The organism is Bacteroides sp. PHL 2737 (genome assembly GCF_004115325.2).
Taxonomy (GTDB): Bacteria; Bacteroidota; Bacteroidia; order Bacteroidales; family Bacteroidaceae; genus Bacteroides; species Bacteroides hominis.
Genome location: NZ_CP040630.1, coordinates 4,925,388 through 4,941,267 on the forward strand (window position 1 = coordinate 4,925,388; position 15,880 = coordinate 4,941,267).

A 15,880-nucleotide genomic window follows, 5' to 3' on the forward strand; every position below is an offset into this window, starting at 1 on the left:
GGATTTTTTTCACAATAAGCAGCATCATCTACCCAATATAAACATTTACACAGAGGTAAACATAAAGTTCCTCCTCTTCTTGTTCAAACTCAATCTTATCTTCTCTGGCTAACCAGCCCAGAGCTGCCCCCAATTCCTTATCCTTCAACCCGGATTTCCTTTTCAGATTGCCATAACTCCATTTGTCATTGTTGCTCAACAATTGCCAAACTTTTCCGGCATTCAAGCCAATTTCATTCTTATCCATTTGATACAAAAGTTTAAAGGTTAAAACACATAAAGTTACTATTTACGCGGTGTAAGTTAACAAAATTATGTAAGCATTGTTACTACAAAAACACTAAAAACATACTACATACGATATTTTTAACATAAAATCTATCTTATATACCAATATACCAAGGTTATTAGCATACGTTAAATATACAACTTTTTGATATAATCACCTGTTATTGCATCATTGAATAACCTAAACTGAATGATAGATATGGGAAAGAAGGTAGCAGAACAGCTTGTCGACACTCTGATTGAGGCAGGCGTCAGAAGAATTTATGCAGTAACAGGCGACAGCCTGAACGAAGTGAATGAAGCCGTCAGGCAAAACGAAGCAATGAAGTGGATACATGTACGTCATGAAGAGACCGGTGCGTATGCCGCAGGTGCGGAAGCACAACTGACCGGACTGCCGGGATGTTGTGCAGGAAGCAGCGGACCGGGACATGTCCATTTAATCAATGGGCTTTACGATGCTCACCGTTCGGGAGCTCCTGTGATAGCCATTGCATCAACTATTCCAACCGGAGAATTCGGAACTGAATATTTTCAGGAAACCAATACGATCAAGCTATTCAATGACTGTAGTTTCTATAACGAAGTAGCTACTACTCCCCAACAGTTTCCCCGCATGCTGCAATCGGCCTTGCAAACAGCCACTACCCGAAAAGGAGTAGCCGTAATCGGGCTTCCCGGTGACTTGGCAAAGAAACCGGCAGCCCAAGTAGAGTCCTCTGAACAGATTTATCCGTTAGCTTCGTCCGTATGTCCGGCCGAAGAAGACCTGATCCGGATGGCCGGCATGCTGAATCACTACGGACGCATCACCTTGTTTTGTGGTATAGGCTGTAAAGGAGCACATGAGGAAATCATCCGGATGTCCGAGATTCTAAATGCTCCTGTCGCGTATACTTTTAAAGGAAAAATGGAAGTACAATATGACAATCCCTATGAAGTAGGTATGACCGGACTGCTGGGTATGCCTTCCGGCTATTACAGCATGCACGAAGCAGAAGTGCTTGTCATGCTCGGAACCGATTTCCCCTATTCCGCCTTTTTACCCGATGATATAAAAATCGTCCAGGTGGATATTAAACCCGAAAGACTGGGACGACGTGCCAAAGTGGATCTGGGGCTTTGTGGAGATATACGCTCTACTCTCCGTGCCTTATTGCCCATGCTACAACAGAAAAAGGATGACTCTTTTTTACGCAAACAGCTGAAACGCTACGAAGGAGTAAAGAAAGATCTGGCTGCCTATACGGAAGATAAAGGCAAAATGGATCAGATTCATCCGGAATATGTGATGTCCGAAATCAATAAGATTTCATCCGATGACGCCATCTATACGGTAGATACAGGTATGACGTGTGTATGGGGAGCCCGCTATCTGCAAGCGACCGGAAAGCGGCACATGCTGGGCTCTTTCAATCATGGTTCGATGGCAAATGCCCTGCCCCAAGCTATAGGAGCAGCGTTGGCTTGCCCGGACAGACAGGTAATCGCCCTTTGTGGTGACGGAGGATTATCCATGACATTGGGAGATCTGGAGACTGTGGTACAATATAAACTTCCTATAAAAGTGATTGTGTTCAACAATCGGTCCTTGGGAATGGTAAAACTGGAAATGGAAGTGGACGGACTGCCGGATTGGCAGACGAATATGCTGAATCCTAACTTCGCACAAGTAGCCGAAGCAATGGGTATGACAGGCTTCAATGTTTCCGATCCGGAAGAGGTATTAAATACATTATGTAATGCATTCGAACTGGAAGGTCCCGTATTGGTAAATATCATGACCGACCCGAATGCTTTGGCCATGCCTCCGAAAATAGAATTAGGCCAAATGGTAGGCTTCGCCCAATCCATGTATAAACTACTGATCAACGGACGCTCACAGGAAGTTATCGATACGATCAATTCGAACTTTAAACATATCAGAGAGGTATTTTAATGATGAACAGGGTTGGTTGAATGATGAATGGTAAACGATGAACGGTAAATAATGGATACTGCCTTATGATCCATACCTTGCGTTCATCGTACACCATTCAGCGTTCATCATTTATCATATACAGCCTTTAACAACCACGCCAATTGTACTCCCAGGTCTTTCATATTTCTCAACCCTTCTGCATCATCATAAACTTCTCCCGGCATTTCACCAATACCGAAGTTCCAGTAAGTAGATCCGGGAACAATCATTCCGCTTCCGAGCATAAAACGGTTAAGTTCATCATAAACCGTTACGGCACCACCTCTGCGGACACTAATCACGGCAGCTCCAACTTTACGTGTCAGTGTACGCCCTTGTCCGATAGTGGTCAACCCCAATCGGTCCATAAAAGCTTTCATCTCCGCGCTCACACTACCATAGTAAGTAGGTGATGCCAGAATTATTCCGTCTGCCTCCTGGGCTTTTCGGATAAACTCATTCATTGGGTCGGTCTTGATGACACATTGTCCGTCCTTTGTCTTGAAACAAGTATAACATGAAGCACAGCCACGCAGCAACTTCCCACCCAACTGTACCAATTCGGTTTCTATACCGGCTTCCTGTATAGGTTTAAACACTTCATTAATTAGCATCTCTGTATTGCCACCTTTACGGGGACTTCCGTTAAACGCCACAATTTTCATTTTGTCTGTTCTTTTATAGGTTTAAAATGCAAATATAAATTAGTAAAATATGTTAGAGTAAAAGTGCCCTTGGTTCCGGCCCTCCTATTTTGTTTTATTATTGATACACAAGCACAATTTAACACAATTTACCGCAGTTAACGTACGATGACTCCTTAGGGATTAATCTGACTTACATCAACAGCAATCACGCCTCTAAGAGGGGTTACATATATCCCTTGACGGTTACATCCACCCACTATGTAAAGCGTATTTTTCCAGTAGAAAAGCCCTGCATTTTCCACGTCCAAAGCAGCCAGTTCGTAAATACGCACTGTATCTGTTTCAATATTGTAAACCTGTAAGTTGCGATTCTCAAAAATATAAATATAGCTGCCATCAGAAGCCAGTCCGGGATAGGAAACTCCATCTTTCAGGTCACACAATCGTTGCCATTCCCCCGTCCGCAAATCGTAACTCGCAGCTGTCCACATAGGTGCTGTATGGTAACCACCCCAAAAATAAACCTTATCTCTCACCAGAATGCCATTCATTCTGCCACACCGCCCGGCAGGAATGGTATCTTCCAGTTCATACCAGACACCTCGTTTCAAATCGAGCATGTGTATTTTATTAGAAAAAACTTTCTCTTTTATAGCCCCTCCCATCGCATACAAACAGTCACCGTAAATGAAAGAAGTGAAATCAACTGCCTGATGGGGATTGACGGGATCGACATACAACGTATCCTTATCCAAATCATAAATTTCCATTGTAGCATCTGTATACTCCAACTGCCGGTTAGTGGAAAATCTTTTCCCTCCTAAAACAAAAACTTTGCTATTATAGAAATGGGCAACATGGCCGGCACGCGGTATAAAGCCTTTAGCACATTTCTTCCACATATCGGTTGCAATATCATACACATACATATTGGAAGAACGATACTCCCAGGCTTCAGTACCTTGCCTGTATTTATTGGATGCCATTCGGACCAGTGTTTCATCACCGCCAACCACATAAATCTTCCCTGCATGCAGAAATCCGCCGTAAGAGTATAAAGGCTTGGGTAAAGGAGCTAGTGAAGTCCACTCCAGGAAGAATGGCGGACGCTCTCCGCTAACCACTACCTCATGCAGCAATTGGGGATGCTCATATAGAGTCACTTTATATTCGAGACGCTGTAATTGGGGTAATGTACACTTCAACGGCAAATAGCCGACATGCGAAAAGACGATGGTATCACTTTTCGTCATCATATCACAGCTAAAGAAAAATTCTCCTTTTCGGTCTGTCGATCCGATTCCAACGGAATCTTTCTGCAAGTAAATATTCACACCGGACAAGAGCCGTCCCTTTACACCATCCACAACAACTCCTTTAGTTTGAGCATCAACAACTGGTCCCCCCAAAAAGAGAGCACATAGAAATAAAGCCGCACGCGAATACTTTGTCAACATATTGATCCCCCAAAATATGAGCTACAACTCCATCACCATCAATATCGGATTATCATCCTCCCTTATCTTTACTCCCGGAATTTCACCCATAGCTTCATCCGCCGGAATAAAAAAAGCAAGTTTATTTCCACTTATATAAGCAGGTAATAATTTGATGATTGTACCCGAAGGTAAACGAAATTGGATTCCACGGAACACTGTAAACTGATTGGGACGGGTCAAGATACTTCTCGACACGATTTGATTCGTTTTCCGGCTCCATATTTCGCCCAGAACTTGCTCTTTGTATGCATACTGCAAATAATAATATCCCGGGAAAGTACTAATAGATAATCCTTTAATAAATGGATCATATTGATTCCACTTCATGAATTGCTTTACATCTTCCGAAGACGGCGCATATTTGCCTTTACGAAGGATAAAGTCAAGTTTCAATCCGTCCGGAGTCAAAAGAAAAACACTATCGCTATTAATGTGATTAAACAAACAAAGATCAGGACTGCACGCTTTTATACTGCTATTCAACATAGTAGCTCCCCGTGTAATATAATCGGCCGTCGAATCAAAAGGTAAAATGGAAGACTTCACCCGCAACGCCGTATCCGTCACAATAACTTCTGATTTACCTTTACTGAAACTACCACGAAAAAAATAAGAATCGCCCTGCATGTGCAATAAATAATTAAATTCGGAATCGGCCAAATTAATCTCCCGGAAGAACTTCCCCTGCTTATTATAGATGATATGTTTATAACTGCCATTATCAAAAACACGAATAGTGGAATCTTTTAGATGGTATACGACTGAAGATAAATAAACATATTCTCCGGGCCCATTGCCTACATGCCTGAAGCTATTTAAGAAATTACCTTTATAATCGACACAATTTATCCATTGACTTTTCCCTTCCGAAATAATGCACATATCATCATCGAGATACTCTATTACAGGATGACCGTCCATCAGATGAGAAGAGGACAATGGTATATAAGTAATCTTTTTGGCCACACTATTCCACATAAACGTATCAGGAACTTGTTTATGGATTGCCGAAGCAAAATCCAATACAGGTATAGTATCTCCTTTTATTTTGTGGCCACCGGTATCAATCCCCGGCTGAGAAGTACAAGCTATCACCCCCAAAGCAACGAACCATAGAAATATAAGATGTGCCTTCATATATAAGTTTGTTTTGGTTTGAATATACGAATGTACACAAATATATAATCTCGGCAAAGCGTTCCACGCAATATCCGCAAAGGTCAACAAAAAAAGCTGCTTCCGTTTCCGAAAGCAGCTTTCTTTTTTCAATCCTGGGAATAAATTACATCATTCCACCCATTCCTCCCATTCCGGGAGCGCCCATCGGCATTTCGGGTTTATCTTCTTTCTTTTCTACAATCACACATTCGGTAGTCAGGAACATACCTGCGATAGAAGCGGCATTCTCCAAAGCAACACGTGTTACTTTAGCAGGATCTACCACACCGGCTGCATGAAGGTTTTCGTAAACATCCAAACGGGCATTATAGCCATAGTCACCTTTACCTTCACGAACTTTCTGAACTACTACAGCACCTTCTTTACCGGCATTGGCTACAATCTGACGCAACGGTTCTTCAATAGCACGTTTAATGATTTCGATACCGGTTGTTTCGTCGGCATTGTCGCCTTTCATACCTTCCAAAGCATCGATTGCACGGATGTAAGTTACGCCACCACCCGGTACGATACCTTCTTCAATAGCAGCACGAGTAGCGCGAAGAGCATCGTCCACACGGTCTTTTTTCTCTTTCATCTCTACCTCAGAAGCAGCACCTACGTAAAGAACAGCTACACCACCTGACAGCTTAGCCAGACGTTCCTGCAATTTCTCACGGTCATAATCTGATTTAGTAGCAGCAATCTGAGCCTTGATCTGGTCGCAACGTTCTTTGATGTTTTCTTTAGCACCGGCACCGTTTACAATTGTAGTGTTGTCTTTAGAAACAGTCACTTTGTCAGCAGTACCTAACATTTCGATAGTAGCCTGTTCCAGTTTCAGACCCTTTTCTTCGCTGATCACCACACCACCGGTCAATACGGCAATGTCTTCCAGCATTTCTTTTCTGCGGTCACCGAAGCCTGGAGCTTTTACTGCACAAATCTTCAACTGAGAACGCAGACGGTTCACTACCAATGTAGTCAATGCCTCACTATCTACATCTTCCGCGATAACCAACAAAGGACGGCCTGACTGTACAGCCGGTTCGAGGATAGGCAAGAAATCTTTCAGGTTAGAAATCTTCTTGTCGTAAATCAGGATGTAAGGTTTCTCCATCTCACATTCCATCTTCTCCGTATTAGTCACGAAGTAAGCCGACAGATAACCGCGGTCGAACTGCATACCTTCTACCACACCGATAGTAGTATCAGTACCTTTAGCCTCTTCAATAGTAATTACGCCATCTTTAGAAACTTTACGCATGGCATCAGCAATCAGTTTACCGATAACCGGATCATTATTAGCGGAAACAGTAGCAACCTGCTCGATCTTGTCATAGTTATCACCAACTTTCTCTGCCTGATTTTTAATAGAATCAACCACTTTGACAACAGCCTTGTCAATACCACGTTTGATATCCATAGGGCTTGCACCGGCAGTTACATTCTTCAAACCTTCTGCTACGATAGCCTGAGCCAAAACAGTTGCAGTAGTTGTACCATCACCGGCATCGTCACCTGTTTTAGAAGCAACTTCCTTTACCAACTGTGCACCGGTATTCTGGTAAGCATCTGTCAGTTCAATTTCTTTTGCCACTGTCACACCATCTTTAGTGATGTGAGGAGCACCGAATTTTTTCTCAATAATTACATTACGTCCTTTCGGGCCCAGTGTTACTTTTACCGCATTTGCCAAAGCATCAACACCTTTTTTCAATTGATCGCGAGCTTCGATATTGAATAATATTTCTTTTGCCATAATGATTTTACTATTTAATTAATTGATTAAACACTACGTTTATTAACCCAAAACAGCGAGAACATCGCTCTGACGCATGATAAGGTATTTTGTACCTTCTACTTCAAGTTCTGTTCCGGCATACTTTCCATAAAGAACCGTATCGCCTGTTTTTAATACCATTTCTTCGTCTTTCGTACCGTGACCAACTGCCACAACTTCACCCTTCAAAGGTTTCTCTTTTGCTGTATCAGGAATAATGATACCACCAATTGTTTTTTCTTCTGCAGGTGCAGGGAGTATCAGCACTCTGTCTGCTAATGGTTTAATGTTCATAGTTACTTTTTATTTTTTATATGTTATACTTATTATAGTAATATTTTGTCCTTTTAGCAGGACGAATAACCTATTGCGAAAAGTGTGCCAAAAGGGAAGAATGATTGTTTGTCAGAGAAGGACTGCCAAAATGACTGATGACATTGGAAAAACAGGCGCTTACTTAATAGGTAAGAGAATGATAAGTCATTCATTTTATCGTTGCAAATGTATGGATTATTTTTAATGTATCCAAAATATTTCTTTTCTTTTTTTTAAATGAAACTATTTAATATTTGCCTTTTACACTAGTTCTTTTTATTAAATTGTTATCTATGAATGATTTTTAAAGTAAATATAATTCCTTATTATAAAATAATATATATCTATATGACTGTTTCTTGCCATGAGATTATGAATTTAACTCAAAACTACCCGTAAGAGCATATGTCCATAAAATAAATTCTCTTACCTATTAAGTATGAGAAAAGTCTTTTCCTAATCTTTATTATTACGTTATCGTATAACGCCTCTGTAAGAGGTAAGAGCGTAGCGTGCCTTATCAACAAATCATTTTTTAATTTCTTATCAAAACGCTTTGTAACCTCAACATTGCTGTTTTTGTATTACGCCAACTTACACAAGGGGGAGTATCTCCCATTCGATTATTCATCAAAGCAATAACAAATACTCAACATTATGAAAACATTAAAACTATTGTTTATTACTGCATTGTCTGCAATGACTCTAAGTTGCAGCGAAAAAGCTACAACAGAAATTCCTGAAACAGAATTGAGAAACATCAGTTGTACCACTCAATTAACAACTCATTCTTCCGCCCAAACAAGAGGATCCGCACCAACAAGTCTGGACGAGGACCATTTCGTGCTGTATGCATTCAAAAAAAACGGAGAAGGTAACTTTAGTTATGAAGAGGCTAAACACCCAGCAGCTGCCATTAATGGGGAAACCTGGAAATATAATGCTGCATTTCCGGTAGGTACCTATAAATTTATTGCATTTTACAATCTGGACGAAAGCAACCGAACTAATCTCAATGAAATTATAGAAAACATAAAAAATATAAGTTGGGAGACTGTATTAAAAAGTATCGTAATTACCCATTACCCCTCTACCACTTCCCAATACCAAACGGACATGAATGAAATTTTCTGTGGTAATACGGAAGAGATAAATATTTCCAGTGGTGTAGGCGGAGATGACAATGAAATAAAAATAGAATTAACTTTGGCACGTATTGTATCACGCATAGATATTAAGTTTATCAAAGTAGCGTCAAACAATCCCACAATAGAAGTACCATATAAAACAGGTAATATATTTGGAAGTACAGAGGCGAACCCATTGACATCGTTGATCTTCAAGCCAACAAATATCCCTCTCAAATATAACCTTTATGGAGAAAATCCGGACTATACAGCAGGCATCCCATGTGAAGTAACCTACAATACTCCTACATTTCGATATGGAGAATCCGGCGCGGATGCAGTAAAGTCAACAGAGTACCAACCATTCCCTAAAGATGCAGATGCAATCAACCAAAATATGGAAACTAATATCAAAAATGGTATAGCAAACGGTGGAGCCTACTTTATGGGATCTTACTTACTACCATTTTCACCATCTGTTTCTCAAACGCTGAACGCCAACATTCAACTTAACAAAGCAAATCAGGAAAGAACGATCAAAGTCCCTTCGTTCACAGTCACCAAAAACTATGTTTCTGTGATTACCATTAAATTAAATTCTTCGACTGAAGCCGAAAACAATGGTGAAGGTAATGATGACGAACATCTATTCAACCCAAAATCTACTTTCATTGTAGAAATAGAAAAAACTTATGACGGTATCCATCAAACGGATGTTGATGTCGAATAAATCCACTAAAATCCTTCTGCAGAGCCTAATATGATGAAACACTACATCGGACAATTACTTTTGGGAACACTTGTGCTGGGAAGTGCCTGTACTAACCACCGGGAAATAATCGAAGGAGATACTTCCGTCAATGTCACATTTAAGGCCCAACAGTCACCTTCCACCAAAGGAGGAGATGACGACGAAATGTCAGTTCTCATATTTAAAAAAGAAGAGAACCAATTTACCAAAACAGAAAGTATCCAAGAGAGTCCATGGTTTACCGAGAAAGAACACTTGCAAAAAAACATCTTATTGCCAACAGGAATCTATCGATTTCTGTTGGCAAAAGGATTTTCTCAAAATGCGGTAAGTTCTGAAAAAATTTCATTCGTGACCGAAGATAATCCGGAAAATCTAATTTCAACTTCATATGACCGGAACTATTATTTTCAGTATCCTACCCATGTTGTAAACGAACAAACGGAACTCAATCACTGCACAACAGCCCTCTTTACGGACTCAGACCAAGAAGAGATCCAAGACAGTCAGACAGAATATGATTTATCAACAACGAATCAAGCACAAATTTCCCGGAAAATAAACCATTTACAAGGACAATTATGCTTTATTGTGCAAAGAGCCAGAAAAGAAAACGGACAATACATATCAATTGATTCACCTGAAAACACCTTTGATAATGCACTGAAAAAGATTGATGGCATCAATCTTACAATAGAAGGAAGCAGTAGCCGCTGCTATTTAAGTGAAACCGGATTAATCTTTAAAAATCCGATGTCCTACCACTGTTCGGCACGGCTTCAAGACGGAAATTTCTCTTTTAAAAAGTTTGATGTAGACAAATTTGTTTCTCTGTTCAGTCCGGCTATTGAAAAAGCAGACTATCAAAAGTACCAAGGAGCAGCTTATTGCGAAGGTCCGCTACTATTCCCTGCCCCTCTCAATCAAACGATTTGCATAACCATCGATATCGATTACACAGGAACTCTGAAGAGCAAAACTTTCACATTAAAAAATATCACTTTAGAACGCAACAAGATGTACCTGTTCACCCTTTGGATTTTAAATGAAAATATTGATATTTCCATTTCCCCTGACGCCGAACTGAATTTAGAAGAACTAAAATTCAATAGTCAGGTTGCCGGTAACGACGGATTTTGGAACTAACAACACACAGGCAATGAAACCACATACACTTTTTCTGATTTTAGGAATTCTATTGTTGGGGGTCTTTTCGTGTGAACAACCCGAAGGAGCCCCTGAAACTTCAGCCTTCAGCCTTAGTCTGGTGCCTCCTGCCGGAGAGGTAGTCCCCGGTGATAATACAGTATTACCCCAATTGGTTTACCATCTTTTCATTTTCCGTTCCGAAACTTCTACCCCTTCATCCAATGATGGTTCCGATTATATCTTTTGGGAACGGACCGAAGAGAAAGGGCTCGATCTGGAAGAAATCCAAAACTACACATTATCCATCCCGACCGAATATACTGATCGATTTTATCTGTTACTACTCCATGCCACTCCGAAACAGAAACCGGAGTCTGTAGTCTTAAGTGGAGAAGGTATGACTTTCACAGACTCAGAGATCAGTATGGTTAGAGAAAACGATAACAGCTATATTCCTCTTTCCAAAGATAACTATTATGCCATCCAGGCTCTTACCCCGGAAGACATAACACAAGGAAAAACTTCTATCGAGTTCAAATTAAAACGGGCAGTGGGTGAACTGGTTTTTGATGTAATGAAGTGCGATGAAAAGGGTAATCCCATCGATATTGACGCAGAATGCTCCTCAACTTTAGACAGAGTATTTCAAATAGATATGGAGGTAAGCGGAGTGACACCCAAAGTGTCTTTAACCAACGAAACGAAAAAGCCGGAACGAATTGATATTTGTTTCTCTAAAACAGTCACTCTCAAAGAGGATACATACTTCCCTGTTTTCGAAAGCAATAAAGGAATCATAGAGTTACTTAACGATGCTCCGTTGGATATTGATAATAAAGCCGTAAATGGAGCAACGCGCATCTGTGGTCCATACCTCTTCTCCAAGATAACTTTAGATAATCCGGAAACAGGAGTGGCAGAGATAGAAGAAGGAGTCAAAGCTGTCCTCAAATTTTCGTATTATGACACAACTCCATTTCCCCCCGGAAGTTACAATACCAAAAAACTCACTCTATCTCTTACCGACAAACCATTGACTATCGTGAAAGACCATTATACTGTAACCAATATACGCCTTCGAAACAATCGTATCATAGATCTTTCTGTTTCGGGTAATTACGGAATAGACTGGAAATGGGACTAAAAAATAATGAGAATATGATGAGACATAGATTATTATATACTCTATCAGGATGGATAAGTCTATTATTCTTATATACCTCCTGTAGTAATGAGGTGGAATTCCCTGATAGTAAGGATGAACTGGTTACAGTCCGATTAACTGCCACTATAAACAGTAAAGAGTTCTCAACAGACAACGAAATTGTACCGATGAGGACACGAACCAACAGCATAGCAGACTACAATGTGACAGCAATCAACGATAGCCGATTGATCATTATAAAAGAAGTAGATAACTCCACATGGGTGATAGAAGAGATAGAAGATAAGGTTATTCCCCAAGGATACATAAAATCTTCCGATTCATTTAACTATACTCTCCAAAAGACACTACGCCCGGGAAATTATAAATTTATACTTCTCATTAATGGTCCGAAAAACAATACATTACAACCTAATCAAAGCTTTACAGAAAGCGATATTCCATGGCTAACAAGCCTTGATACAGACTATTGCAGTTATGAAATATTTTTTGCAACATCAGACATTGTTACGATTAAAAAAACTGAAAAACTTGAAGACTCCGGTCATCACCACCCATTAACAGAACAATTAACTCTAAAGCGATATTCTTCATTAATACGCCTATCTACAACAGGAGACGACTTCTGGGGAATCTTCGATAAAGAAACAGAGATTAATTATTCCATAAAAGAACAAAGCATTACTGGAATAAATCTACTTGGTCAAACTGTCACAAAAGATACTGAGTTATCTTTCGGTAAATTAAAAACAATTATAAGACAAGCATTTCAGTATCAAGTCGGTGATCAGACCATGTTTTTCACTTACTTTGGAGTGAGAGAGGAGGATAAATTAAAAAACATATTAACCCCACCCGAAGGTAAAAACATTACTGTAACCATCTTCCAGGACAACGATCAAACACCGCCTACTATTGAAGTCGAAACCCAAGCGATGCGCAATCAAGTGACGACTCTTATCCTAAATAAAGTAGGATCTGCTTTAAACTGTCAATCTCTCATAATAGGTACACCCGATAATTGGGATCCTAATAATATTCCATGGGGACACATAGAACTCAATTTCTCAAAATGAAAACAAACCGTCTTTTATACCTTCTTTCTTTCATTCTACTTTTTAGCAGTTGCTGGAAAGAAGATTTGAAAAACTGCTGGATGGGTGACGTTACCTTGACAATTGCAGCTGAAAAATTCCAGCAGCCGGCTACCGATAAAGGGCAATTGGAAGATAATCTGTCTGCCAGAATCAGTAGCATCCGTTATTATCTCTATAAAGATAACACACTGGTCCAGTCCGGAATTATAGACAATGCAACTGACCTGGACACTGATACGCATCCACTGAGCTTTCCCAAACTGGCATTCGGAGAGTATTGCCTGGGACTTGTTGCCAATGCTTCAGAAGAGGAACTTTCTGACACGACTACCCCCGAGGCACTCAATTTAAACTATCCGGGAGCCGAACAAACAAAAGATTATTTTACATCCTGTTATGATTTTACCGTTGATTGTGAATGCGGTTATCAAGACTTCGTAATTCTTCGACGTACTCAAGCCGTAACTCAATTCCAATTGAAACAGTTACCCAAAAACATTACCGGAATCGCAGTAGAAATGCATAAAGTAGCGGCAACCTGTCAGATTGATACTTTATATAAAGGTGAAACAATAGCCGAATACCATACCACAGTCACAGAAGCCACTAACGCAGAAGGTATCGTTTCTTTCAATATAGGTACCTTCCCAACAACCGGAACAGAGAATGCCAGCATTATCCTTAAATTATATGCCGATGGTAAGTCCGATTCTCCGGTTTACCAGAACACACTAAACAATGTACGCATTCTACGTAACCAACTGACCCGTATCAGCACAGATTTTAACTATACCATTCTGGGGAACTCCGGCTTCTCCGTGACCATCAATCCTGACTGGGATGGTACAAATAATGACGATGAAACAATCATACCCTAACTTTAGACATTAACGCAGTAAATCATGAAAAAGAGAATACGAACTCTGATTATTATCTTATTACAAACTTTCATGCTTGTTCGTCTATCAGCCCAAACATCGCATACCATTAGTGGTATCGTGAAAGACAAGGAAGCCGCTCCTATTTCAGGAGTAAGTATTCAGGTAGATGGTCAGAAATGGAAAGCCTCTACGGGGAAAGAAGGAAAATTCACACTGGAGATCCCACAAAATTCCATCATCACTTTTTCCTCCGTCGGTTATGAAACAGTCACTATTCACTCCGGTAAAGAAAAATGGCTGGAGATCATTCTCAAAGAATCACAAAGCCTGTTGCCCGAAATCATGGTTACATCCACATTAAAGAGCAGTATGAAATTTGTTTTCGCTCCGTCCGATCTGGAATTAATCAAAGATGTGCTCTATCTTAAAACCCGATATAAGATTCCTTCCAAACGATTTCAAAACGACTCCCGGGTTATCATTCAGCCAATTCTGGTAAACAGTAGCCAGGGAACCCGAAAAGACTTTTCCCCCATTGTATACGACGGTAAAAACTACGACATCCTGCTTCGCCGTGGAAATATCTGTGGTGATCCGTCAGAAAAAGAATATTATTCCCGTTTCGCACAAGTCATAAACCCTGACTCGATCTGTAATCAGACATTGACTTATGCCGATTCATGCACAGTAGATAACATCAATGACTTATACACAACAGAAGTGCATATCAAGATAAGTACTTTTTGTAAAGACGAATATCGGGACACAGTCCGTATCACAAACGGCATTATTTATCCGATGCGTTTTTTCAACTATAATCTGAGTGCAATGGATTTGGACAACAGCTATATACCCAAACAAACCCCTCTCAACTTCAATGAGAAAGGAGAAATGCATCTCCGGTTCCGTCCTGAAGATGCGAATATTTACGAAAATGAAGGAAGAAACGCTGAAGAACTCAGGAAAATGAGAAAAGCACTGGATGATATCGATAAAGATCGTACTAAAACACTGACAACTTTTCAGATCACAGGATACACTTCTCCCGAAGGAACGTATGAATACAATCTTAAACTGGCTAAAAAAAGAATGAAAAACGCAGCAGAGAAAGTATTCGAAAATATTTCCGAAGAAACAATCAGGAAGGCCAAAGTTGAAAATGATGCCATAGTAGAATCATGGAATACGATTTGCGAACTAATGGAAAAAGACAGCATCAAAGAAGTTACCCAACTCAAAGATCTGATCAGACGCGCCCGGGGAAACCATAATGAAATATCCTGGGGGGCCAGACGAATGAAAATTTATCCGCTTATTCGCGACCGCTACCTACCCCGCTTGCGAAGAGTCGAATATTTCTACGAGTATTCTGAACTGCGTACACTCAACAGAGATGAAATCAATGCTCTCTATCGGAAAGACCCCAAAAAATTAACGGCAAGTGAGTTCTGGAGTTACATCATGAATCAAAAAGAAATCACTGACGAAAAAAGAGAAGCTTTATACAGAGAAGCCCTCTCGGTACATCCCGACCTAATGATTGCAGCCAACAATCTGGCATCACTCTTAATAAAACAAAACCGTGCCGATACAACTCTACTGAAACCCTTTATCACGCAGGATGCCCCTTCGGCCATACTGGTCAACCAAACTGTATCCTATCTACAAAAGCGGGATTTCAAAAAAGCAAACCATTTTGCAGGACTTCTGCCTGATAATAAAGAGACCGAAATGGTGAAAGCACTTGCTGCCGCCATGGATGGAAAGTATCAGGAAGCTTATCCCACTTTCGAGAAACAAGGGGGAATCAATCAGGTCATCCTACTGCTGAGCATGAAGCAAAACCAAAAAGCCTGGGAAATCCTGAAAAACATAGAAGATACTTCTCCCGAGACCGAATATGTCAGAGCAATCGCTGCAAACAGGTTGGACAACATAGGCGAAGCTGTTACTCACCTGAGGAACGCCATCGCCCAAAAACCGTCTTTAAAAGAAATTGCTTTAAAAGATGGAGACGTATTAGATTTACTGGATTTATTAGATATAGATAAGAAATAATG

Annotated in this window: 13 protein-coding genes; 7 read left to right on the forward strand and 6 right to left on the reverse strand. The window is 40.3% G+C overall.

The annotated features are described in order from the left end of the window. Window positions 1-28: 28 nt before the first annotated feature. Window positions 29-247, reverse strand: coding sequence for a winged helix-turn-helix domain-containing protein (locus DBK98_RS20370; protein ID WP_005780792.1), 219 nt, complete (start codon window positions 245-247; stop codon window positions 29-31). A gap of 240 nt (window positions 248-487) precedes the next feature. On the opposite strand from DBK98_RS20370, the gene DBK98_RS20375 reads away from it, so the two are divergent. Beyond that, window positions 488-2,227, forward strand: coding sequence for a thiamine pyrophosphate-dependent enzyme (locus DBK98_RS20375; RefSeq protein WP_032529991.1), 1,740 nt, complete (start codon window positions 488-490; stop codon window positions 2,225-2,227). Window positions 2,228-2,334: 107 nt separating this feature from the next. Here the strand turns inward: DBK98_RS20375 and DBK98_RS20380 are convergent, their stop codons facing one another. The 5 genes from DBK98_RS20380 to DBK98_RS20400 form a co-directional block, all read right to left on the reverse strand. Next, window positions 2,335-2,913 (reverse strand): flavodoxin family protein, encoded by a 579-nt coding sequence (locus DBK98_RS20380; protein WP_032535620.1) that lies wholly within the window; start codon window positions 2,911-2,913, stop codon window positions 2,335-2,337. 155 nt (window positions 2,914-3,068) lie between these two features. After that, on the reverse strand, window positions 3,069-4,352 hold the full coding sequence (locus DBK98_RS20385; protein ID WP_032535619.1) for a carboxypeptidase-like regulatory domain-containing protein: 1,284 nt from the start codon (window positions 4,350-4,352) through the stop codon (window positions 3,069-3,071). 21 nt (window positions 4,353-4,373) lie between these two features. Then, a complete protein-coding gene (locus tag DBK98_RS20390) occupies window positions 4,374-5,531 on the reverse strand; it encodes a 6-bladed beta-propeller (protein WP_022011761.1) in 1,158 nt (385 codons plus the stop codon). Window positions 5,532-5,676: 145 nt separating this feature from the next. Continuing rightward, window positions 5,677-7,314 carry a chaperonin GroEL gene (gene groL, locus DBK98_RS20395; RefSeq protein WP_005780800.1) on the reverse strand — a complete coding sequence of 546 codons (1,638 nt, stop codon included), beginning with the start codon at window positions 7,312-7,314 and terminating at the stop codon, window positions 5,677-5,679. Between the two features lie 42 nt (window positions 7,315-7,356). Then, a complete protein-coding gene (locus DBK98_RS20400) occupies window positions 7,357-7,629 on the reverse strand; it encodes a co-chaperone GroES (protein ID WP_005780804.1) in 273 nt (90 codons plus the stop codon). A gap of 678 nt (window positions 7,630-8,307) precedes the next feature. Here DBK98_RS20400 and DBK98_RS20405 point away from each other — a divergent pair. The 6 genes from DBK98_RS20405 to DBK98_RS20430 are packed head-to-tail and all read left to right on the forward strand — an operon-like array spanning window position 8,308 to window position 15,878. Beyond that, a complete protein-coding gene (locus DBK98_RS20405) occupies window positions 8,308-9,507 on the forward strand; it encodes a FimB/Mfa2 family fimbrial subunit (RefSeq protein WP_032529987.1) in 1,200 nt (399 codons plus the stop codon). A gap of 33 nt (window positions 9,508-9,540) precedes the next feature. Continuing rightward, window positions 9,541-10,674 carry a hypothetical protein gene (locus DBK98_RS20410; protein WP_005807822.1) on the forward strand — a complete coding sequence of 378 codons (1,134 nt, stop codon included), beginning with the start codon at window positions 9,541-9,543 and terminating at the stop codon, window positions 10,672-10,674. A 13-nt stretch (window positions 10,675-10,687) separates the two neighbouring features. Continuing rightward, the gene (locus DBK98_RS20415; protein WP_032535618.1) at window positions 10,688-11,821 is read left to right on the forward strand and encodes a DUF5031 domain-containing protein; all 1,134 of its coding nucleotides are present in this window, start codon (window positions 10,688-10,690) and stop codon (window positions 11,819-11,821) included. A 14-nt stretch (window positions 11,822-11,835) separates the two neighbouring features. After that, entirely contained in the window at window positions 11,836-12,918 is a 1,083-nt protein-coding gene (locus tag DBK98_RS20420; protein WP_005821335.1) for a hypothetical protein, read from the forward strand. Beyond that, the gene (locus tag DBK98_RS20425; RefSeq protein ID WP_032535617.1) at window positions 12,885-13,817 is read left to right on the forward strand and encodes a hypothetical protein; all 933 of its coding nucleotides are present in this window, start codon (window positions 12,885-12,887) and stop codon (window positions 13,815-13,817) included. Before DBK98_RS20420 ends, DBK98_RS20425 begins: the two co-directional genes overlap by 34 nt. A 24-nt stretch (window positions 13,818-13,841) precedes the next feature. Beyond that, the gene (locus DBK98_RS20430; protein ID WP_032535616.1) at window positions 13,842-15,878 is read left to right on the forward strand and encodes a M48 family metallopeptidase; all 2,037 of its coding nucleotides are present in this window, start codon (window positions 13,842-13,844) and stop codon (window positions 15,876-15,878) included. The last annotated feature ends 2 nt before the right edge of the window (window positions 15,879-15,880 follow it).